Annotated in this window: 24 protein-coding genes; 2 read left to right on the plus strand and 22 right to left on the minus strand. The window is 42.6% G+C overall.

What is annotated here, in order from left to right:
- Positions 1-14 precede the first annotated feature (14 nt).
- The 3 genes from MKX30_RS04770 to MKX30_RS04780 are packed head-to-tail and all read right to left on the minus strand — an operon-like array spanning position 15 to position 1,185.
- Positions 15-368, minus strand: coding sequence for a hypothetical protein (locus tag MKX30_RS04770; protein WP_076158327.1), 354 nt, complete (start codon positions 366-368; stop codon positions 15-17).
- Between the two features lie 29 nt (positions 369-397).
- Complete coding sequence (locus tag MKX30_RS04775; protein ID WP_341062512.1) at positions 398-907, minus strand: hypothetical protein; 510 nt, start codon at positions 905-907, stop codon at positions 398-400.
- 20 nt (positions 908-927) lie between these two features.
- Positions 928-1,185: a hypothetical protein gene (locus tag MKX30_RS04780; RefSeq protein ID WP_341062513.1), complete on the minus strand. Its 258-nt coding sequence runs from the start codon at positions 1,183-1,185 to the stop codon at positions 928-930.
- A gap of 456 nt (positions 1,186-1,641) precedes the next feature.
- Here MKX30_RS04780 and MKX30_RS04785 point away from each other — a divergent pair, with 456 nt between their 5' ends.
- Positions 1,642-1,944, plus strand: coding sequence for a hypothetical protein (locus tag MKX30_RS04785; RefSeq protein WP_076264643.1), 303 nt, complete (start codon positions 1,642-1,644; stop codon positions 1,942-1,944).
- A gap of 183 nt (positions 1,945-2,127) precedes the next feature.
- Positions 2,128-2,583 (plus strand): AraC family transcriptional regulator, encoded by a 456-nt coding sequence (locus MKX30_RS04790; protein WP_076264644.1) that lies wholly within the window; start codon positions 2,128-2,130, stop codon positions 2,581-2,583.
- Positions 2,584-2,721: 138 nt separating this feature from the next.
- Here the strand turns inward: MKX30_RS04790 and MKX30_RS04795 are convergent, their stop codons facing one another.
- From MKX30_RS04795 to MKX30_RS04885, 19 genes are all read right to left on the minus strand, one after another.
- Positions 2,722-3,315, minus strand: coding sequence for a stalk domain-containing protein (locus MKX30_RS04795; RefSeq protein ID WP_076264645.1), 594 nt, complete (start codon positions 3,313-3,315; stop codon positions 2,722-2,724).
- A gap of 36 nt (positions 3,316-3,351) precedes the next feature.
- Positions 3,352-3,921 (minus strand): 2,' 3'-cyclic nucleotide 2'-phosphodiesterase, encoded by a 570-nt coding sequence (locus tag MKX30_RS04800; protein ID WP_076264646.1) that lies wholly within the window; start codon positions 3,919-3,921, stop codon positions 3,352-3,354.
- Positions 3,922-3,985: 64 nt separating this feature from the next.
- Positions 3,986-6,130: a phage tail protein gene (locus MKX30_RS04805; RefSeq protein WP_076264647.1), complete on the minus strand. Its 2,145-nt coding sequence runs from the start codon at positions 6,128-6,130 to the stop codon at positions 3,986-3,988.
- Positions 6,131-6,142: 12 nt separating this feature from the next.
- On the minus strand, positions 6,143-6,772 hold the full coding sequence (locus MKX30_RS04810; protein ID WP_076264648.1) for a phage distal tail protein: 630 nt from the start codon (positions 6,770-6,772) through the stop codon (positions 6,143-6,145).
- A gap of 32 nt (positions 6,773-6,804) precedes the next feature.
- Positions 6,805-6,945, minus strand: a complete 141-nt coding sequence (locus MKX30_RS04815; protein ID WP_076264789.1) for an XkdX family protein — start codon at positions 6,943-6,945, stop codon at positions 6,805-6,807.
- The gene (locus MKX30_RS04820) at positions 6,945-7,442 is read right to left on the minus strand and encodes a hypothetical protein (RefSeq protein WP_076264649.1); all 498 of its coding nucleotides are present in this window, start codon (positions 7,440-7,442) and stop codon (positions 6,945-6,947) included. Before MKX30_RS04820 ends, MKX30_RS04815 begins: the two co-directional genes overlap by 1 nt.
- A 14-nt stretch (positions 7,443-7,456) precedes the next feature.
- Positions 7,457-9,721: a hypothetical protein gene (locus MKX30_RS04825; RefSeq protein ID WP_371917982.1), complete on the minus strand. Its 2,265-nt coding sequence runs from the start codon at positions 9,719-9,721 to the stop codon at positions 7,457-7,459.
- Positions 9,722-9,739: 18 nt separating this feature from the next.
- Positions 9,740-10,150 carry a phage tail fiber protein gene (locus MKX30_RS04830; RefSeq protein ID WP_076264650.1) on the minus strand — a complete coding sequence of 137 codons (411 nt, stop codon included), beginning with the start codon at positions 10,148-10,150 and terminating at the stop codon, positions 9,740-9,742.
- Between the two features lie 12 nt (positions 10,151-10,162).
- Positions 10,163-10,717: a phage tail domain-containing protein gene (locus MKX30_RS04835; RefSeq protein WP_341062516.1), complete on the minus strand. Its 555-nt coding sequence runs from the start codon at positions 10,715-10,717 to the stop codon at positions 10,163-10,165.
- Positions 10,717-16,119, minus strand: coding sequence for a phage tail tape measure protein (locus tag MKX30_RS04840; protein ID WP_341062517.1), 5,403 nt, complete (start codon positions 16,117-16,119; stop codon positions 10,717-10,719). The genes MKX30_RS04835 and MKX30_RS04840 overlap by 1 nt, the downstream gene beginning before the upstream one ends.
- A gap of 89 nt (positions 16,120-16,208) precedes the next feature.
- Entirely contained in the window at positions 16,209-16,352 is a 144-nt protein-coding gene (locus tag MKX30_RS04845) for a hypothetical protein (RefSeq protein WP_167518779.1), read from the minus strand.
- 142 nt (positions 16,353-16,494) lie between these two features.
- Positions 16,495-16,833, minus strand: coding sequence for a hypothetical protein (locus MKX30_RS04850; protein WP_071558615.1), 339 nt, complete (start codon positions 16,831-16,833; stop codon positions 16,495-16,497).
- Positions 16,834-16,897: 64 nt separating this feature from the next.
- Positions 16,898-17,686 carry a hypothetical protein gene (locus MKX30_RS04855; protein ID WP_076158371.1) on the minus strand — a complete coding sequence of 263 codons (789 nt, stop codon included), beginning with the start codon at positions 17,684-17,686 and terminating at the stop codon, positions 16,898-16,900.
- Positions 17,687-17,729: 43 nt separating this feature from the next.
- The gene (locus tag MKX30_RS04860; protein ID WP_076158374.1) at positions 17,730-18,176 is read right to left on the minus strand and encodes a hypothetical protein; all 447 of its coding nucleotides are present in this window, start codon (positions 18,174-18,176) and stop codon (positions 17,730-17,732) included.
- A gap of 11 nt (positions 18,177-18,187) precedes the next feature.
- Positions 18,188-18,622, minus strand: a complete 435-nt coding sequence (locus MKX30_RS04865) for a hypothetical protein (protein WP_076158377.1) — start codon at positions 18,620-18,622, stop codon at positions 18,188-18,190.
- Positions 18,619-19,200: a hypothetical protein gene (locus MKX30_RS04870; protein ID WP_076158380.1), complete on the minus strand. Its 582-nt coding sequence runs from the start codon at positions 19,198-19,200 to the stop codon at positions 18,619-18,621. Before MKX30_RS04870 ends, MKX30_RS04865 begins: the two co-directional genes overlap by 4 nt.
- Positions 19,197-19,772 carry a hypothetical protein gene (locus tag MKX30_RS04875; protein WP_341062521.1) on the minus strand — a complete coding sequence of 192 codons (576 nt, stop codon included), beginning with the start codon at positions 19,770-19,772 and terminating at the stop codon, positions 19,197-19,199. Before MKX30_RS04875 ends, MKX30_RS04870 begins: the two co-directional genes overlap by 4 nt.
- On the minus strand, positions 19,772-20,206 hold the full coding sequence (locus tag MKX30_RS04880; protein WP_279832290.1) for a hypothetical protein: 435 nt from the start codon (positions 20,204-20,206) through the stop codon (positions 19,772-19,774). The genes MKX30_RS04875 and MKX30_RS04880 overlap by 1 nt, the downstream gene beginning before the upstream one ends.
- Positions 20,196-20,582, minus strand: coding sequence for a hypothetical protein (locus MKX30_RS04885; RefSeq protein ID WP_341057479.1), 387 nt, complete (start codon positions 20,580-20,582; stop codon positions 20,196-20,198). Before MKX30_RS04885 ends, MKX30_RS04880 begins: the two co-directional genes overlap by 11 nt.
- Between the last annotated feature and the right edge of the window lie 5 nt (positions 20,583-20,587).

The following is a 20,587-nucleotide window of genomic DNA, read 5'->3' on the forward strand; positions in this document are numbered from 1 at the left end:
AAAGTGTCTTGCCGTCATTGTTTTGCTATGGAAATACCTTCTGGCGGAATTACACCGCTATTGAACCAAACTGCATATCCCGAGCCTACAATACATATGGTGAACTGCATCTCGGAAATATATTTCGAAAATTTATGTTTTTCGATTTCAAAAGAAAAAGTAGTGGCTCCAAGTTCTAAAGCTATTGCAGCTCCAGTACCATCTCCTTCATAAAACTCAGGAATGATTTTTTCATCAACCATTCCCATCAGCGGATCGGCTTGTCCCTCAATTTGAAACTCCAAACTACAGGTTGATCCGAACTGATTGATGATTTCAAACAAGCGAACAAGTTCCTTTGGGTTAGACTCAATCATTTTATCTGACATTAAGGTCATCGCCTTTCTTGTGAGTTTTACTATCTTGCGTTCAATTCATACAGTTCCTGAGCAAGCTCTTTCACATCGTTCTCATAGAGCTTCGCCGCAATTTCATAAAGCTCTGGAATCTTTTCCATCACTTTGTCAATGTATTCAATTTTATTTTTCAATTTCGGCTTGTTATTTTCGTTATAGCGATCCAAGCGAGCAGATAAATTGATGTGATATTTCATCTCGAATTGTTTGTACAGCTCACGCCAGCGTTCTTGATACCTCTTCCCACCTCTACGGACAACTCTATTTAAAATTTGTCGCTTGGCAGCAAGGTCGATATCATCAACTAACCCGACAATGACCGTCTCTTTATATTCAATTTCTTCACGTTGGGATATGATTACTTCGTTTTGTTGTCGCACAACCGCTAAAGTCTGTTTGAACATGGCTCTGGTCTGGTCGTCAGCAAAAGGGAGATATGTTTCAATGAATGCATTTTCGTTCGCTATGTATCCTCCGGTCTTTCTAATAGAAGGTAGTACCTCATCTGCCACCTTAGCCTGAAATGCTTCAGCTACTTCACTTTTGCCTTCATTGCAAGACGATAGAAAACATTCTCAGGTATATAAGATTCTTTCGCCCACTTGTGGTCGAAACCAAACTCATCCAGGTATTCAAAAATGCGTTCCCACCGGATGCTGTTGTATTCCTTCCCGTTCTTGGTTTCGCACTTAGTAAATCCAAGGCCGCGCACTGTATCTCCTAAATTCAGTTGAGCTGTACCATTTCCATCAATAAATCCTCGCACTCCATGAATTGTAAGTATATCCATTACTGATCTCACCTTTCTTTGTACGCAAAATAAGCCCCTGAGTTATCAGAGGCTTTCATACTTATATCTTAAATTGGTACTGTTGCTGTAACGCTGCGGATTTTAAAGGGAAACATAAATCAGTGAAAATAAAGTTGTAAACAGACCATACGTTTTCAAACTAACAGGAAGTATAGTTCCAATTATGGTAATATGGGGAATAATCTTTTGTTTGAGTTAGGATCGAGTTACCCATGGATCTACTCATAATTATTTTAGTGATCGGTTTTATAACCATAGTAAGTTATCTCAGGGCAATTCATATTTCTCTTCAGCGAATTATAGAATATAAGCGTAAAGAAAATGAATAGCTATTTTTAGATGTGCCAAAGTGTTGGGTGACATAGTTAAACCAACATAGAGATGATTGTTACATACTTGTTGGCTTAATCAATGACATATGGAGGTTAATAGGCAATGGATAACTGGAATGATAAAAATACTTGGGAACAGAGTGAGATTCATATTGACCAACTGACAGGCGAGATTGATCAGATTCTACACAAGATAATTAACGGGCTAGAGGATCTAGGTATAGCATACGGTATCATTAGGGAATTTAGTTATAATCCTGAAGAGCCACCAACCTGGACTATTAGTATTGAGGAATCTAAAACCGTACTCACCTTGGATATCTTATTCCAATATATGAGCCTGCATAGAAACATCGAGGATGCTTTGACTCATTTTATGCATGATCACTTTCCGTACTTTACTTAATGAGAGTATAACGGTGAAGACTATTCAACTAACGGGACATGATTGTTGAGCAGGCGCTATAAGCCTACTCTTTGGGCATTAGGCGCTAATTTGACTATTTTTAAAATGGAGTTGTTTATCATTTTAAAGCATTATAAGATGGTTTCAGACATCGATGTACTTTAAAAAGAAAGAGAAGAAAATATGAAGGCTGAAATTGAAAAAATACCGTCTTGTAGAATTGTATACATGAGACAGATTGGTCCTTATGGAATTGCAAATTCACAACTAATGGAGAAATTTAAATTCTGGGTTGAATCTAATGAATTATTTAATAATACGTCTATTATCCTCGGTATTGCCCAAGATAATCCTGCATTTGTAAAACCGGAAAATTGTCGCTACGATGCGTGTTTGGTTGTTCCAAATGATTACTGTGTTGATGCTGATGAAGTAATCCTGAGCAACATTAGTGGAGGAAGATACGCTGTTTTTAAGATAAATCATACAGCAGAAGCTGTTCAAAAAGCTTGGGCTGAAATATTCCTGGAGTTGGAAAATCAAAGGTTCAGCTTAGATGAAACCAGACCTATCTTGGAGCGATATACAGTTGAACTTATTAATAATCATTATTGCGAAATTTGCGTTCCGATTCAATAGACGTATTAAGATATAGGTTGTTTCTTTATTGAAAGCAGTCTAATACTATCCTCTTTTATAAAAGTAAAAGCCCTCTGTTTAAGAGGGCTTTTGTGTATACAGTATATAATTTTTGTTTGCTTCTAGATTACTACTTATTTATTTAGTAGCTAATGCTGCTTTAAGTTGTTCTAGCTCTTTTTTGTGCTCAAATAAACCGTCTTTGGATTCTTGTAATTCTTTCTCTGTCTCAGTGACGCTTTTTTCAATGCGTTCAATAAGTTTTTGATCGTCGCCTGCCGCACCTATTCTTCTTTTTGTGTCAGTCAATGACTTTTCATATTTTTTAACCTCATTATTATATATATCGATCAATTCCTCCACAGTTCCAATATGCTTCACAATTAGTTCCTTGGACCAATTGGTATATGGGTTATCTTTCAAAGCTATAGCTTGTGACTGCTCTTTAACAACCACATTAGAAGAAGGAGTTACTGTTGTAATTTCAATAGTTTTCCCCTTCACCACTAGGTTCGCCCCCAAAGATTCTGAGATCGAGCGCAAAGGTACATACGCTGTACCATCGACGGCAATAGCGTTTTCAGACAATGTTGTTCCATTTACTCTCACATTGTATTCCCCTGCAACAGTCTTCCCAACTAGTGATTTCACTTGATCTGCCGCAGCTCCACCAGAAGTAGCTAGCAGTACCCCGAGTAAAGCACCTATAAACGTATACATCTTTTTATTCATCTAAATGCCTCCGCTAACGGTCTATTCGTTTCTATTTTATTTCAGTGAAGCTATAGCTTTATTTATTTCTTCTAGTTCAGTCTTATATTTAGCTATATTAGTTTCAGCTTCTTGTATGCCGATTTCTGTATTCTTCTTGGTTTCACTTCTGATCGCCAAAATATCATCAGACACTGCGGTATTCATGTTCGATATCTTCTGAAGGTTAGAAACAGCCTTGTCACGATCTTTTTCGGTATCGGATAAATATTTTTCAAGTTCGGCCTTTCGCCCATTCAGCTTTTCTTTGGACCACCCTTCATATTTTCCTGTTGAAGCCGTATTTACAGGTTCCGTATCGGCAGTTCCATTAGTAATCTGAATTGTTTTACCATCCACTTTTAAGTTCACTCCTAGAGAGTCAGACACAGCTCTCAAAGGTACATGTGCTTTTCCGTCAACTACTATCGCACTTTCCGACAGAGAGTTTCCATTGACCTTCACAGTGTACTCTCCTGCTACTGTTTGCCCGACTAAAGATTTTAGTTGATCCGCAAATGCACTTCCAGCCGTAGCGACAACCGCACCAATTAACACACCGCTGAGTAAATAAGACCATTTTTTCATTATCCGTACCTCCTACATAGTATATATGTCCTAATATTACCATCGGCAGGAGGTTCAGTAAACATCATGTTGTCGAACTACTAGAGTTTCCTCCAGCAGGAATATTAACTGTAGCCACAGTTTTACCCCGACTAAATAGTTTCAGATTCCTAGAACTTGGATCGAAAGAGGCATTAGTGATTAAACCATTAAACAGATCACCGCGAATCTCTGAAATATCATTCTGCAAATTACTGATAGTTTGCTTTAAGTTCATTATTTTATCTATTTCCAGTCCGTTAACTGTCGCGTCATTGAAGTCAACTTCTCCTTGAAAATAAACCATATCATCTATAGATCGTAGAATCATACCAGCCATATTTCCTAAATGGAATCCATTCGAATCAGCAAAAATACTTCCTCTTGGTGAGCCATTATCCATAAAGAGTAAGGCTCCACCATCATTATATTGTCCTAATGAAATAGCTTCTCCACCGCGTAAGTTATAAGCAGTAAGACCATTAGAGTTTATCTCTATACGCCTACCCTCTTTGGCTGTACGGAATAAGGCTCCTGTAATAATACCGCCCTCGATCTCATTACCGATTAACTTACTCCCTCGTATCGTACTTGCATTAACTGTACTAGCCCTTATATCTGAAGCGTTCATTTCTGAGTTGTCTATCTGCCCAGTCAACTTAATCGAACGAGCTACAACATTCCCCTGCATGTCTACTCGGAATGGCGCAATGGTATAGTCGTCATTCCCTGCACTTATTCCATTCGTATTGATTTTGGTTACATTATTACCACTACCAATCACCAAGGATACAAAGTTACCGAGTTGCCCGACAATCTGTTCAGCAACAACGCCACGTGCTGTAATTGCTGTCCTTGCTGTTTTCCCTCCATCTGTTGTTAGGACTACCCCGTTTGAAGTCATAATAACTTGGTTCTGAGCATTGGTCTTGTCCTGTAGGATTATTCCGCGTTGATCGTACTTGATTTCTGTTTTGGAATTATCAATATCAATCACGGCCTGCTTTGCAAAGGATTCAAATACTTCCGTTCGGATCTTTCCATTACTAAACAAGTTATTGATAATATTTTTGTTCCGCTCCAGGTCAGAAATGATATCGGCATAGTCCCGTAAATTGACATTGGATATCGTAGGCTCGCTGTGTTTGTCACGGCTATACGGATATTCTGTAAGTTCTGTAATTCGGGCTTTGAGTTTGTTCATATCCATAGCCGGGTCAATGCACATTACATTGTCGCCCAAAGCTGGTTTAGGTTCAGTATTGTCTATTTTGAACAGGTCCGCCGTCGATACGGTTACCTCCAGCGTCACGTTTTCCTGTTCAGCAAGCGCCTTACGTGTAGCCTTTAGCAAGTCCTCTGGTTCCTCTATGTCCTGTTCAATGATTTCCCCATCGTAAAAAGGAACCGAATCGCTAGCCCAATACTGAGCATAAGGAGATATCAAATAGTTCACCGCCATCTTTCCATTTACAATCGTTCCTGGCACGCCGGAAAGCAAACTCCGCTCCTCGTCGGTCAGTTTGGACGCATCCATTCCAATAAATGTGCGTCCATCCTTCATCTGAGCGAACATTCGTGTGACCAGAGACTCACCCTTGTCTTTAAAGCTACTGGATACGATATTCTTTTTAAGCCGGTACTGTAATCCGCTGTCGGTTCCGATCTTTTTTCTCAGGTTAATAGTGAAGTTGTCTGGTTCGACCTCACACTCATACAACTGAATGATCTTATTTAGTGCTTCAAGACAAGTGCCGCGTCCGAAGTCCTTAACGTCATGAAGGTCGAATGTGTCGTGTATAACAAACTTGAATCTTCCACCTGTAGCCGTTGTAATCAGGTCAGTAAGCTGGCTAATATGGATACCATAGGCTTCTGCGATATAAGACGCATAAGGGAATTTGAAATCATTTAATTTAAACATGACATGGTTACAATAGATATTCGCCGTTAGCTTCCTTCCCTCACGTGATCGGCTACGAGACTGAATGACATAAAATTGACCACGCTCATCTCGAACGTGGCCCTTGATTGCTATTTTCTCACGGTAATCCTCACTGGTCATCGGTACCATAAATGTTAATTCGTAATCACTGTTAATCCTGCGCCGCCGCTGAATGTCATAAGAGTCCACCAGCGTCCCAACGCGCCGCATGTTTTTATCAAACACTTGCATAGTTGGAGTAGGCATAGTCCACCTCTCTTAATATAAGAATTTATCTCGGTGTGTAATACGGAACAAAACTGTCCGGCCTGTCTCTGGGTCTGTCCAGGTCAGGTTGTTGTTTCCGAGATTAAGATCGAAAAAGTCTCCGTTATACAGATGGGAAACATTCTGACCATTTCTCGTTATTTTGAATTTTCCTGAGTCAATGACAATTACCTCTCCTGGCCTGAACACATCTGTAAACTCAATGTAGTCGGTATGGAATTTCGACAGTTCCGCCGATATCCTTCCTTCCCCAGACATGGGTACTGCTTGCATCAGAATTTCTCGAACGTATTCTGCATTAGTTATGCGTCCCTCGCCAGACATAGGAACGGCTTCCAAAGCATACTCACGGACAAAATCAGCCTGTGCCTGTCCTTCACCAGACAGATTAGCCGCGGCTGTCATATCCAAAACAAACTCCAAAATGTATTCCGTTACCGTACCGGGTTCATCCACATTAAACGACATAAGATTGAACGCATTATCGTTTTCTGCTCCAGCTGTCTCCACCTTCCGTGAGTACATTTGCCCGGAACCAGAAAGAGATGCAGAAAGGTCAATAATGTTCCCTTCTACATCTCCTGTATTAAAACCAAGGCTATTAAATCCACCATTAAACATAGCGTCCTCCTGTCAGGCAAGGAAAATTTTCCTTACTGGAAGTCCACGCCTGTTATGGTCTTGTATTCGTCCGATGTAATTTCACCGAATGGATTTGAATCTGTCTTAACAGCACCCTTCAACTTCTCAGCCGTTACCCATTTCCATTTAAAAGCCATTGCCCAAAAACTCATCATTGACCAGCTCCTTTGAGATTAATTAACTCTAATTTGGCTGCTGCTAGTTCTGCTCCAAGTCCACTAATTAGCTGTTGTTGCTGCATCGTCTGTAATTTCATTTCAGATAATTGCTGTCCGATAACGGCGGATGCATCTTGCTCCTGTGCCGCATCCTTGGTCAACTCCGCAATTTCTGCCGCACTCAGCCCTTCCACCCATACGATTGGTTGTTCCGGTGGTGGGAGCTGCTCCTTAGCCGTCTCGTATGCTTTCCATGCCACTAGATCAAAACGAAACGTTTTATCCTCAGTTACATATGCACCAAAGCCTTCTGGAAAAGGAACGCCAACGATATACCCTGCTATAACTGGCTCTGGCTTCTCGATCTCGTCCCCATCATATATAATCGTCTCTGGTTGTTCATAAAAAGGAACGACACCCGAAAAGGCATCTTCCACATGTGCGACATCAAAATAAAAACCTTCAGTATTTACTTTAGGCACTGTTTTCACGTCTAGTCCCTCCTTTATTGTTCTGCCAAAAATTCAATTCCGTCGATTATCACATAATCGTTACCTGCATTCCCTGCTATTTGAACACTTCCATTAGGGGAAACTGATACAAAGCTTGTTACCAAAACCGAACTGCTGTTATAAGTGATGATGGGAAAGCGGTATATACTATCAGGTCTATAATCTGTCGGTAGCCTAAACACCTCTGTGTTTACAACACCTGATTTAATAACCCCCCGCACACGAACTATTGAGGAGTTATCTTTGAAATATGATGCGAGATGATCTCCTGCATTCCCTCTATTTACCCAACCGTTAGATAGTGTTGTAAGCGTAATCCATGCTGGGGCATCCTTCTCCGCTTTCTTATTCTCTACCACGGATAGGCGCGCATTGTTTTGTTGTACGCTGTCCACCAAATCCAACAGCAGCGTCTTTTCATTCGCGGCGTAGGTGCCTATGAATGAAGCAACTGGCGAACGGTCACGAGTAATGTAGGAAACAGTATAAGGAAAACCGTTATCTACATCTAAATTCATTGCATACATATAGTCTTCCCCATTAAATACATGTGGACGTAGTGACCAAGAACCGTCACGCATACCCGACTTATATACAGCTAATATACGAGTCGTCTTGTTTTTAAGGTTGCTTGTTCCACCTGCTGCATTAATCGCGTTGATGTAAGCACCGAAAGGCGTAGCTTTCTCGCGCAATACTATACCCGTGCCTACTTCAACTTGATTATCTCCTTCAATAAAAGATAACTGGCCCTCAGCTACAATAGGCTCAACAGTAGGCGTTGCAAGTTGGTATACGAGTTTATAAGGCGTGTACCCTACATAGGATGTTTGCGGTGCGGATTGTGTAAAATTAGCCGCGCCAACTCTTTGCACCCAATACTTAGTTCCCGTTCCTGTCCATGTCGCCGTTGTAGCTGCTTGAGCAGTGGCAGGAGTAATGGTGTTTGCATCATACGCCTTATACCCAAAAAAGTAGGCTCTGATGTCGTCCTGAGTAGGTGAATAATTGTCTCCCCATCCGCTGTCTGCAACAGGAATAGCTATATAAACGTCTCCGGCTGCGGTGACTGCGTTTGTGTCTGCTGTGTTGCCTGTACTCCCTTGGGGTACTATCTTACCGTCAAACTTCGTTACAATACCGCTTGCAGCCACAGCACCAGCCGCCAGACCTACCACTTTTACCTGTCTGACTCCAGCACCAACAGCTGCGTCACCGATCACCCACGCTCTGTTACCATCAAGTGTTAATCCTTTCCACTTCTTGGCCTTGTAATATTGCCCGTCACGCTCAAATACCGTATCAGCATTTGCTCCTGTAACTGGATCGGCGTACAGGTCTGTTTGCAAGGCCAGCATGGAGTCTTCTCGTGGCTTGAATGGCTTGACTGTCTCCCCAATGCTGAACATCATATTACTAAACGTATATGTTCCCGCAGCATATGTGTATGTGGAGGGATTGTTTTCATCAGTGTAACTTATGAGATTGCCCACATACACACGGATATATACCGTTCCATTAGGCACTATAAAAGTGACAGGCGTTGCGGCTGAAACGATAACCCTTGTAGGTGCTGAATTCGTCGCATCCACAAAGGATATAATCGCCTTGCCTGCCCCTTGAAAAGAAACTGTATATTTTTGTCCGACAATTACAGCCCTAAAGTCATAATACGAAAGCTCCTGAGTACTTTGTGCAGTAACAAGACTTAGTGCATTTGGATTTGTTACTTTAGCATTACTATGCACAGTCCATTCATAAAACGATGGTAACAAATTCTCTCCGTACCGAATTACATAAGGGTTACGGACACCGAATAAGCCTTTTTGACCGTCATAGTCGATTACCGTTTTACCTGTTAGTCCTGCTAAATTAAATACAGTCTGTTTGTCTGTTTTTACGATTTGGACACCTGGTTGTAATGTAATGGGTTTACGAGATTCTGAACTTGCTTCCTCATGCAAAGCTTGGATATTGTTTATAGCTGCTCTCCAGTCCGCTGCCGTGAAGTTGCGGGCGATTCGTGTACCAACAGGCCACGCACGGGCAACACCTTCAAAACCGCGTACACAGCCTTTTAAAACATTGTCTTGGACGGATGTATAAATAATAGTCTCTGCTGCATCTCCATTGCCCAAAACGGCAATACCTTCGCCTTGAAGCAGCACAGACGCATTAGCAACAGTAATTTCCGTTTGTTTGTCCGTAATCAATTCCGTCAACTCTGTTTTAGGAGAGTTGACGACTGGTGGATACATTTTTTCCACGTTTCACACCTACCCTTCGTCTACTTTAATTTGCCCAGCCAGAAACCTGATCGTGTCATTTGTCTGGACCGTGCGTGGTGTTTTGACTGCACCGTGATAGACAAGATTGCCCCCGGTTGCTGCTGTCCGAATGCCTATGTGTGTTATCAATCCCCAATCTGCTCCAGCGATAGGGAAAGAGACCTCCCCCACGCTGGAAGTAACGGCTCTACGATCCACTATAACTGGTTCTGAGAACGTCATAGCACGGCGCGTATAGCCTCCACCGCTTACCTCCTGCCCTGTATCCGCATCGGTTGGACTACTGGTGTATAGGGCAATGTATAGCGCTTGAGGAGAAGCAAAGTTAATCCCACGCAAGGCCGCATTAATACAGGCTGTTTTCCACCAGTTCGACTTACTTAGTAATATGTCTGCCAATATAAAGACCTCCTATTCTACTTGGTACTCATTCGCAATTCGGAAATTCCGTATGTCGTTATTACCGATGTTGGTCAGGACAATAACAGGACTTGCCCTTTCGTCGCCAACTGATGTAACTGAAACGGTCTGCGGCGATTGTGTGATGGTGACCTCTTCAATGTTCTCGTCACTCTCGGGAAACGGATGTTCACCCATTTTGATTGGTATAGTTAACTCTCCGTCCCAAAGTATTTTTTCGATATCCAATGTTCCGGCATAGCGTCCAATATATCGCCTTCCTGGTAAGTCCGAAAATGTGAATACGATATCCCCCTTTTTGGCATTAAAAAGAGCCGCCACTTGGGCGACTCTCCTATGGTAATCAAGGGTTGTATCATCTGCCATTACGACACATTCAAGGTCAATTGTCCTAGCTCCGTAAGTGCTGCCAAAATCCAATTCCCCATCACGCTCAGCTATTTCTAGAGAATGATCTTTCGTAGGAGGTAGCACGGGTATATTGTGCTTTTTCAACCCCAAACCAATGGATTTAAAAGACTTGCCATCTGCCGTAGCGTCGATCATTAAGACTTACCTCCCCTCGCTTGTAACCTCCGTACCAGGTTATCTCGTTCGGTCCAAAACACCTTTGCTGCGGACTCGTCTTCAATATAAGTATCTCCTGAAGTTACTGTGTAGTAATTGTTGTTATACTGCGGATTTGTCCCCTCCCCCAAAGCCATGGAGAAATTCGGCATAGAGAAATCAAGCCTTGGCATTTTGAAACTAATGAGGTTAAACAGGTTACTTTGCTGTTGATCGTTCAGATACATTTCTCCAGCCTTTGCAATTACCGGAACCTCTGCACCTCGATCCCCCTGAACGATCCCGCCAGAATGGAATTTTTGAAGCTTGCCTGTATCCTTCTTAATGCCATACTTATTCCGCAGAGCAGCATTTTCTTCGTGCAGCTTGCCCTTCTCAGCAGTGCCTGCCGAGTACCATTTATCAATATTGGAATTATATCGCGCCAAGTCACTATCTTTTTCAGAGATTGAGGAACCTGTATCCAAAGAAGCAGACAACGAGGTTGCATTAATTTCAGCCATTTTCATCTGATAGTCAGCAATAAACTGATCCAACTGACGCAAAATCTCCGCGTTCTTTTCAGTTTCTTTTGAGATTTGAGTATTTTTTAAATCTTCTGCTTTGGATTCAACTCCGTCTGAATACTCATCGTATTTTTCAGCAAGCTGATCATAATGCTGTTTGGCAGCTTCAATCTGGTCATTGTAATCCTTTTCTCGCTCAGTTTTCTCATCTTGAAGCTTTTTCTTTTGATCCTCCAAGCCGCGCTTTGCCAGCGTCCGGTTATGTTCCCGTTGCATATCCTCAATGTCTTTCTCGGTTTGTTTGCGCTCAGCGATACCCTCGGGACCAACGGCGGATTGGAGCAAGGCAAGACGTGCTTGTTTCTCCGCCATAGCACGATCATAGTCCTCGTCTTCATTAGCTGTCTGCATCTTGGCAAGCAAGTCGTCTATGGCCTTAATTTTAGCGTCCTGAGCTTCGATAAAAGCATCACGTTCCGCCTCGATACGCTTTACTTCCTCGTCCCGAGTCTTTTCAAGCGCCTCCTTCTCCTTTTTAGCTGCTTCGGCAACAACCTTCTTCTGATCTTCAAGAAGCTGTTTTTTAAGGTCATGAACCTGTACATCAATTTCCATCCGTTGTTCTGATCCTTCTTTATAAAGAGCCTGCATTTTTGTCCATAAATTGAGTTGATCAGAAACAGATACAGCTTCCATACTCTTTTGGTAATTGATTCGTTTTTGGAAGTCGGACAGGAACTCATCTTCCAAAGCTTTACGTTTCTCATAAATCTTCTGCTGCAACTCAAAACTCTGTTCGGCGGTACGATCCTTTGCCTTACTCATACGCATATAAGCGTCATATTCCATTTTGAGGATAGCAATCTGGCTTTGCCCTGCCATCTCCATTTTAGAAGTTTCTTTATCAATCCACTTCTCACTGTTTTGATAGCGTAGCTCATTGTATTTGACGGTTAAATCGTAGATTTGTTTGGCAATCTCTCTACGATTAGCAGGAAGAAGATAATTTTTATTTTGCTCCTTTTTGTAAAAGTCCAGGCTGGTTTTAACTATTTCAATTTCCTGTTTATTGGCCTGTCGCATGCGTTCACTTCTTCGCTCTAGGTTCTCAACATCTTCCTGATATCTGGAATCGTTAAGCTTCTGAACATCTCGGCTCCATTGTTTCATTGCATCCTTATCTTCGATAAGATATTGCTTATGCCGCTGAGCCAATCGTTTGTATCCTGCAACCTGTTGATCTATAGACCATTCATTACGTTCAGCGATGTATTTGAAGTTGTCCATATCATCGCTGTAAGAATCCTTACGAGCCTCAGCAGCTTCCTTGGCTGCTTTTTCAGCCGATTTTTCTGCATCACTCTTTCCTTTTCCCCCTTTTTTATCTTTGCTTGATGAATCACTAACTCCAAATTTAGGATCTTTGTAGAGCTTCGATAAAGCGTTAATCCGAGTGTCAAAGGATTTTGCTTGATTTTCATAATCAGTGTATATTTCATCAAGCTTTTTTTTGTTATCCAGTTTTTTCTTATCAACATCAAGTTGATTCTTGAAAGGAGCGTTTAAAACTGATCTAATGCCAGTCATGCTATTAAGTTCAGTTTGTCTTTTCGCAACCTCCAACGAACTCTGAGCCATCACACCATTAAGAGCAGCTTTTAATTGAGCTAAATTTCTAATAGCCTCTGCTTCAATGCTATAAGCTTTTAATCGTTCATCGGTGGATACTTTTGTGTTAAACGCTGAAGCCTTCTCGGATTTCAAATCGTCGATTGCTTTCTGAATTTTTGCTTTTCGGAGAACTTCCACAGCATCTTTTTCAAACTTCCATCCATCGCTCGTCTTATATATCTCTGCTGCAAGTTGAGGATATTTTAATATTAGGTCCGTGGCAGCAGCGGCGTTGAGAGACTGTCCTTTTGAAAGGTCGCTCAAGAGATTATTCATCTCAGATACAGCAGTGCCATTGCCTTGAATTTGCTCTCTTAAATCTGCTAATGCTTCCGCCTGAGCTTTGGCACTTTCAGCTGCTGTACCCGACTTCCCTGCAAATTGATCAACCGCATCAACTGCAACTTGGCCTAGCTGCACTGCGACTTCAGCGGCAGAGGCAGCAAGTTTATGGTTCTCCTTCTCTAAACCATTTACTTCGTCCTGGAGCAGCTGAACGGAGTTAGAAGCTTCGTCCAAACTCTTTCCAGTAAAAACGTTTTTAAAGAACTCTCCCATTTGTGAAGCTAGGCTGTCTTTAACTTTAAGGAGTTTCTCTTTTGTTTGCTCCAATTCTTCGGTGTTCTTTTTCAACTGATTGTTAATCTCATTTTGTTGATCGGTAAGCATGTTCTTTCGCGCTTCATTTTGCTTTGTAATCAGTGTGTTCAAAGCGTCAACTTGTATTTGTACGGCCTTTTCACTAAAGTTAGCGGATTCAAGCTGTTTAGCTCCATCCTTGCCTACTGTTATAATTAATGCTTTTGTGACCTCTTCCAGTTGTTTTTTTATTTGAGTTTGCCTCTCGATTGAGGTACCGCTAATTTTAAGCGAATCAGAAAGCGATTTATGAGCATTAACAAGTTTGGGAAGCAAGTCAATTTGTCGCTGATACTGACTTATCATTTGTTGAGCTGCCGAATCTTCATCTTTCAAGTTTTGTGCTCTTTCACGCGCTGCTTTTTCTTCTTTTCCACTTTCCCAAATGACAAGAGCAATTGCCCCAGCCAGCAAAGTCAAACCTGCTGTAGCAGCAGCCATCGTTACAGTGGATAACGCTTGCGCCCTAGTCATAGCTGTAGTTGCAATTGTTGCCTCTGTTGTTGCAGCAGTGGATGCCTGAGTTGCTGCGCTACGTTGGACGGTAGACAATGTTGCTCCTTGAGAAGAAACGATATTCACTTCATTGGCTGTAGTGTTGGCAGCAACAGCCAATGTTTCTGTAACCTTAGCTGTTGTAAGTACTTTCACAGCAGCTACTACATTCATAATTGGCCCGCTGAGGGCTTTATAAGCTAGAAGTAAACCTCCAATAGCTGCCGTACCCTCAAACACACCAGACGGTACTTTGGTAAGGCCAATAAGCAGTTGGTCAATCGCGTCCAAGACATTCTTGATCATTCTTCTTAGCCCGTCGTCGCCTGCATTGTTAAATATCTCAAGCAAAGATGCCTTGGTTTGTGCTGCTTTACGCTGAATAGTATCCATTTGAACTTTCAGGTATTCCATTGTCGATCCGGTTGAGCCTATAGAGGCTGCTGTACCAAGTAAAATATCCCCGGCATTAAGGGAAGCTGCCAATTTGGCATACTGATACACGCCGCGAGAGATATCTGCATATGACTTTGTAAGATCATAGTTTTTGTCGATTACTTTAGTAGAAAGATCCAACAAGATATCTTCTGCTTTTCTCCATTGCTCTGATCCATTAACAACTTCCTTGGTTGCAACACCCAAGCGTTCAATTTCTCCCACAGCCTTGTCGGTACGAATCGTACCCAAGACTGTCTTCCACATGTTACCGAGATTTTCACCAGAGAGCGCTGTGTTACGTACACCGGCTGAAATAAGACCGTTCATGAAGTCGAAACTTACGCCTGTTTCAGCAGCAATCTTACCTGTACGCTCGAAGGCTGCTCCCAAGTCTTTAGCTGGTGCCATCGTATCATGGGCAACCTTGGACCAAGAATCCAGAACGCGCCCACCCAACACCATAGCGTCATTACTGTCCTTGATTTGCACTCCATACTGAGCAAATGTAGACTCCATTGATTTTGTCGCATCTTCTAAGGACACAAGGTCAACAGTGGAAAGCATTGTAGACTTACGCACCATTTCCTGTACTACGCCTGCATCCTTATACATCCGGCCCCAAAGACGTGCTGATTCGGTAACATCCATGATTTCCGAGCCAAGGTCATGCGCCGTCCGGATAAATTTGGTCGTCTGGTCATGAAGTTTTTCGGTGTTCATAACCATTTCTTTAGTGCCTTCGTTATATTCTAAAAAGTAATGTTCATTTGTTTGGATATAACCCGCCATGTTGGATTCTATCCCAACCAATCCTTCTTTTAGTGCTTCCTGCACTTTGTGCATGGCTGCATACATTGTGTTGAATACAAGCGCATGCGTAGCCATGTCTCCTACTCGGCTCATCCAATTAGGCGTTGTAGTGAAGGTCTGTTTCATCTGTGCTTCGGTTTGGCTCAGTGAACGACGGATCTTCTGTTCTTCTTGAAGCACCTTTTCGCGAACCTGTGCTTCTTTCTGTTCTCTAGCACGCAGAGCGTTTATCCAGAACTTCTCATAATCCTGAGCGTTCTTCCTTGCTTGTTGTGCTTCCTTATCCGCATTTTGTTGCAACTTCATACGGATAGCCTGTTCTTGCATGAGGACACGTTCACGCGTCTTATCATCCGTTCCTACCCCTGAAACTTTAGCGGCTTTCTGTCCGGTTGATGTCGCCTTATTTTGAAGGGCCTCCATCCGTTTTAGATGCTCTCGTTCCTGCTGCTCAATTGCATCCTCACGCTTTTTTACAATGGCCTGCTGTGCTCTGAGTTTATCGTCGGTTATCTTATTCGCCTGGTCCAGTTGATTCTTCCGAGCATTATTTAATTCTGCCTGTGCAGTACGCTGCTTTACAAGAGCTTCGGATTCAGCGAGAATCTTCTTCCGTCTGTCTTCTGCACTCAAAGCAAACTTATCCGCACTACTGGCTAAGGATTTGAAATTTTTCTCGCTGATTCCTAATTCAGCATTTAGAAGTTTAAACGATTCAGCATTGGCTCTTGCTCCATTGTCGATAACCTTGAATGCAGGTAATATCTTGCTGGTATCCAGGTTTATTCGTGCGCCTACTACGTCCTTATTTAAGTCTGCCACTTAACTCACCTCACAAATGGTTCAGGAAAAGTTTCCTGACCTAAATACAGAAAAAGAGGCATCCTGCATGATTGCGGATGCCTCTTAATTTACTTGGCGAAGAAACCAAGATCAGATAACGTCTTGACCTTCTTCGGCTTTTTGTTTTCCACATTGCCACCGTGAAGAATGATTTCAAATTCCCGGTTTCTGTTCTTGGCTTTCATTAACGCTCTAATTTTTGGAATAGTCATATTAGGCCACTCTGAATCAGAAATACCATTACTCACGCATAAAGCCCAAAGTTCTATCCAGTCCGTTTCCCGATCATCCTCAGTAACCTCTTGGTCGTCTTCGTCGTCAGGCTCATAATCTTCATCAGGTGGAAACGACTCCTTATAGAAATCGTTCTAAGAGGCCGTCCAACTCCTTAATGCCCTCTTCGTCTACATTCTCGTATTCTTCCTCTGTCAGTCCTTCTACCAACACAAGATTAAAGGCTTCCTTATGCAATGCCTCAACTTTAGGCCAATCGACCTCGGCTCGATCTTCTGTGGCATCCCATTTTTCACGTCCAATCGAAAAAGAGAACTTATACTCATTTCCACTCATAAGTTGTCGCACCTGACGGATCAGAGCGATAGTTCCGATTTTAACGTGTTTTACAATTCCCTCACCAAGAGGGATTTCCGTCCCGATATTAAGTGTTTTATCTAACTGTTTGTCTGTACTCATTAAATTTCCTCCTCAATGTATGTAACCCCCTACCTGAGCGATAGGGGGTTGAGTTAGTGATTAATTAGATACCGAAAATGATTTCTACTGCATATCCGTTAGGGTTTTCCTGCGTGATATCCGGTTCCATAATCTCCAGCGCCAATGTATTGGTAGTTGGCTTTTTGCGCTCTTGGGACACATCCAAAGTCCCGCCGCCGAGAGCCTTCCAAATAGTGAGCTGGCAAGGGACTTCTTTGCCATTCCGATCATCGGTTAATGAAAAACGATGTACCAGTTTAAATGGTTTCGGACGGCGTTTACCGCTTAAGCTACTTCTTGTAGCATTCTCTTTTGACCATTTGAACGTAACGGTGATTAACTTCCCTTCGTTTGCAACGTCAGATGTAATTTTCCCATCAGCTGTAATTACGTACTGCTCTGCTGTTGGGGCAGATGCAACACGAGTCAGTTCAATGAGTTCTCCTGTGTCAGTGTCTTTTAAGTAAACACGGTCACTCTTAGCGACAAAAGTTCCGTTATACTTCGTGGGTGCTTTTAATTTATAGCCATCAGTAGCATTCAAAAATCCTTGCTCTACTTCATCGAATTGCGCCGTGCCTTTTTCTGATTCAGCCCCTTGAGACAATTCAGCCAAAATATCAGAGTAGCGCGGAACCTCCATAGAAGCTTTATCCCCTAAATCCTTAGCGGTGTAGTGGAATGCATACCCACTATCGCCACCCATTACTTTGTCCCAATCAAACTGCAATTGCAAAGTTACCTTAGTAATTTTATCATCAAGAAACTTAAGCCTTCCGCCTTCTTCATAGACCTGTGCTGACCCTACACCATCAAATACTAAAGGTTGCATTTTTCATCCTCCTTATGTGTGAATACAAAAAGAACCGATCAGATTATTTGACCAGTTCCCATAAACGCTTATCAATCTCCGCAATTCGTACGTACTCTTTGGTTAGCTTGTAACCCTGTTTTGGATTCCAAACACTCATAATACCCAACCCTTTAGCAAGTATGATCTTCTCCTCTATCAGCTTGTCCCACTCAGTGGGTTCAGGTTTAGGTGGTATAGGTTGAGTCCAATTCAATTCGGCTTCATAAGTTGTACCAGCAAGAGTAAGCACATTAAATTTGTACTTTTTGGTTGCGTTCGCTTCGCTAAACCATAGAGTCTCTTGATCATCGGGTTCAATTTTAACCCCATCTTTTTCAATGCTGGACACATTTGTTTTAGCCAAGGAAACTCGCTTTTGCGCTGAATCAAGCAACTCGTATTCAACATGGTTAACGCCATTGTGATCACCGGATCTTCCCGTTGCTTTCCATACTGCTTCTTCTGTCAATTTAGTTCACCTCAATTCATTCTCAAGTAATCAACATCGAAAATTGCTTTGTACCCCTTGGCCCCTTGTATACCAGTAGCAAAATCTGAGTCATAGGCCAGCACACAAAGATAGGACATAAACCCCTGTGCAAACAACCTTTTTTCGTGCAGGGTTTTGAATGCTCTTTCGAATAGAAGCTTTGCTTCATATGCTGTCTTACCGTAAAAGTCGATACAAAACTTACCTTCGAATACCAACGGATTAGTTGCGTAACGTCCCGGCATGACATATTGACAGATATGTGGAACTGTATCCTTAGAAACCGTTATCTCAGGCTCCATGCCTTTCGTAAATCGCTTTACTACCTCAGCAGAGGGTGATGAAGGAGTAAGCTTCAGCATGCTCATAAGTTCCGAATCTGCTTTTAAAGCATTCTGAACAGCATCAATAAGTTGTAGGCTCACTCCTTTACCTCCTCCTTGAAGTATCTGTGATACGGAAACTCAGTTATTACACGGCTAATGCCTTCCAAAATACGTTTCCGGTTGGATTGGATTGCAATACGCAAAAAGTAGGTTGGCGGTGTGGCCCTGAATGAAGGATCAATTTCACCACGCTCCGCGAGCTCTTCCAAGTCCACCCCAGCATAGCCCCCGCCTGATTCCTTCATTGTTCCGTCAATTGCCCGGTACTTTCCACGGGAACGACCTACAATAACACGATCACCTTTGGACCTCAGTCGGTTCCACGCTTCACTGTTCATATAAGTCACCAATCCGGGGTTTTGACTGCTGTCTGCCATCTTGGAGCCTTTACCAAATTGCTCAAGCCATGCTTGCCAGTAATCCGCTGTGATGTCGCCTGAAATCATCTGATTCGCCAGGACAAACATGTGCATTTCCAAGTGGTCCCGAACTGCCGGATAGTACCGTATGCCGCTTTTAGCCGTAAGCATGACCAACTTTGTTAATCCGGTAATCTCAACAGCCAGCTTATTTTCCAAATCTTTAGCAGCCCGAGCTGCATCATAACCTGTAATCATCGTCGATCCTCTGAAAGCTGAACATGCAGCAAGTTAGGATACTTGATCCTATCTACCACATCTACCTGGTATGTCTTCCCGCCCATTACAATCCGGTCAAGCGCGGATAGACTTGAGTCTTGAGGGTCTCTTACATCGACTGTCGTCTGTAACTGCAAGGTAAACACGGTACTCGGCAGCAAGCCCGGCTCCTGTTGTCGCAATTGTGCTGTGACATACTGTGCAGAACAAACAACATCAGCAGCGACCGACGTGAATTCCGCATCGCCCACCGGATTATCATTTGCATCGTAAGCTTGCTGGTATCTTTGCACCTCGACCATGGCGTTCGTTTTAATCAGAGAGCAATATTTATCTTTCTCCGTTGTTGGACGCAATGTCTGAACTAAAAAATGATCGTCATTCTGGACTATATCTCCCTGCTTTACAGGTGATTTCGATGAAAACAGACCATTGTACATATATTCTTTGCCAATGATCGTTGTCGCCTTGGTATCTCGGGACAGAATGACAATGTCCGGTTCGCCGTTTACGGTACATGGTGAATGCCGATGGGCAAAATCTTTAAACATCAGTAACGCCGCCCTTCTTTCGTCCGTGTTGGCCCCGCTACACCGAATACCGGAACATTTGTCCCTTGCTGCACTGTTGATATGGACTCGATAAACTCATAGGCTTCATCAACAAGCTGAACAGCGTACTTTTTCCAATCAACAACCTGATTTTCAAAAGAGAAGTCAAAGTCCTTTTTAGACTTCTTGATTCTCGCTGTCATGGAAGGGGCCAGTATGGCAGCAACCATACAAACGGCTGCTGCATACACATAAGTTTGATCATCACCAGTTAACTCAGCATAATCAGGAATGGCTTTCACAATCCTCGATTCTCCAATGGGTAAAACAGAAAGAGCGTCTATGTCAGCATCGGATATTACATCCTCACCAACGCCTAGACGCCCTCTAATTTCCTCGTGATACGTCTCCGTAGTGAGGATCTTATTTGCCATCTGCTCCACCGCCAGCAGCACTGATAGCCTGTTTCAATTCTTCAATACTCATTTTGGTGTATCCGGGTATTTTCAATTCCTTAGCTGAGGCTTTCAATTCTTTCAACTCACCATCGGACTGAAGAATATCAATTTGCTCAAGTAATTCTGCTTCTCGCGCTTTGGACTGTTCTAATTCGGCCTGAAGTTGTAACTCCCGTTCTGAAGGAGAACCATCAAGAGCCCCACCATCTACAATCTCCGCAAGCAATTGTCCAGTTGCCGCATTACGGATTTCTTTCTTTGCGATATCTACAAGACCATCAGGGGCATCTGTTACGATGTCCCCCGAATTGTATTGCCCAACAGCATCAACCAATACTCTTACAGTTGTCATAAATT

The sequence above is a fragment of the Paenibacillus sp. FSL P2-0173 genome (assembly GCF_038008045.1).
Classification (GTDB): Bacteria; Bacillota; Bacilli; order Paenibacillales; family Paenibacillaceae; genus Paenibacillus; species Paenibacillus polymyxa_B.

Coding starts and splice junctions, on each gene's coding strand:
- MKX30_RS04770 (WP_076158327.1), bottom strand. CDS start 368: ATGTCAGATAAAATGATTGAGTCTAACCCAAAGGAACTTGTTCGCTTG.
- MKX30_RS04780 (WP_341062513.1), bottom strand. CDS start 1,185: ATGGATATACTTACAATTCATGGAGTGCGAGGATTTATTGATGGAAAT.
- MKX30_RS04785 (WP_076264643.1), top strand. CDS start 1,642: ATGGATAACTGGAATGATAAAAATACTTGGGAACAGAGTGAGATTCAT.
- MKX30_RS04790 (WP_076264644.1), top strand. CDS start 2,128: ATGAAGGCTGAAATTGAAAAAATACCGTCTTGTAGAATTGTATACATG.
- MKX30_RS04795 (WP_076264645.1), bottom strand. CDS start 3,315: ATGAATAAAAAGATGTATACGTTTATAGGTGCTTTACTCGGGGTACTG.
- MKX30_RS04800 (WP_076264646.1), bottom strand. CDS start 3,921: ATGAAAAAATGGTCTTATTTACTCAGCGGTGTGTTAATTGGTGCGGTT.
- MKX30_RS04805 (WP_076264647.1), bottom strand. CDS start 6,130: ATGCCTACTCCAACTATGCAAGTGTTTGATAAAAACATGCGGCGCGTT.
- MKX30_RS04810 (WP_076264648.1), bottom strand. CDS start 6,772: ATGTTTAATGGTGGATTTAATAGCCTTGGTTTTAATACAGGAGATGTA.
- MKX30_RS04815 (WP_076264789.1), bottom strand. CDS start 6,945: ATGAGTTTTTGGGCAATGGCTTTTAAATGGAAATGGGTAACGGCTGAG.
- MKX30_RS04825 (WP_371917982.1), bottom strand. CDS start 9,721: ATGTATCCACCAGTCGTCAACTCTCCTAAAACAGAGTTGACGGAATTG.
- MKX30_RS04835 (WP_341062516.1), bottom strand. CDS start 10,717: ATGATCGACGCTACGGCAGATGGCAAGTCTTTTAAATCCATTGGTTTG.
- MKX30_RS04845 (WP_167518779.1), bottom strand. CDS start 16,352: ATGACTATTCCAAAAATTAGAGCGTTAATGAAAGCCAAGAACAGAAAC.
- MKX30_RS04850 (WP_071558615.1), bottom strand. CDS start 16,833: ATGAGTACAGACAAACAGTTAGATAAAACACTTAATATCGGGACGGAA.
- MKX30_RS04855 (WP_076158371.1), bottom strand. CDS start 17,686: ATGCAACCTTTAGTATTTGATGGTGTAGGGTCAGCACAGGTCTATGAA.
- MKX30_RS04870 (WP_076158380.1), bottom strand. CDS start 19,200: ATGATTACAGGTTATGATGCAGCTCGGGCTGCTAAAGATTTGGAAAAT.
- MKX30_RS04875 (WP_341062521.1), bottom strand. CDS start 19,772: ATGTTTAAAGATTTTGCCCATCGGCATTCACCATGTACCGTAAACGGC.
- MKX30_RS04880 (WP_279832290.1), bottom strand. CDS start 20,206: ATGGCAAATAAGATCCTCACTACGGAGACGTATCACGAGGAAATTAGA.
- MKX30_RS04885 (WP_341057479.1), bottom strand. CDS start 20,582: ATGACAACTGTAAGAGTATTGGTTGATGCTGTTGGGCAATACAATTCG.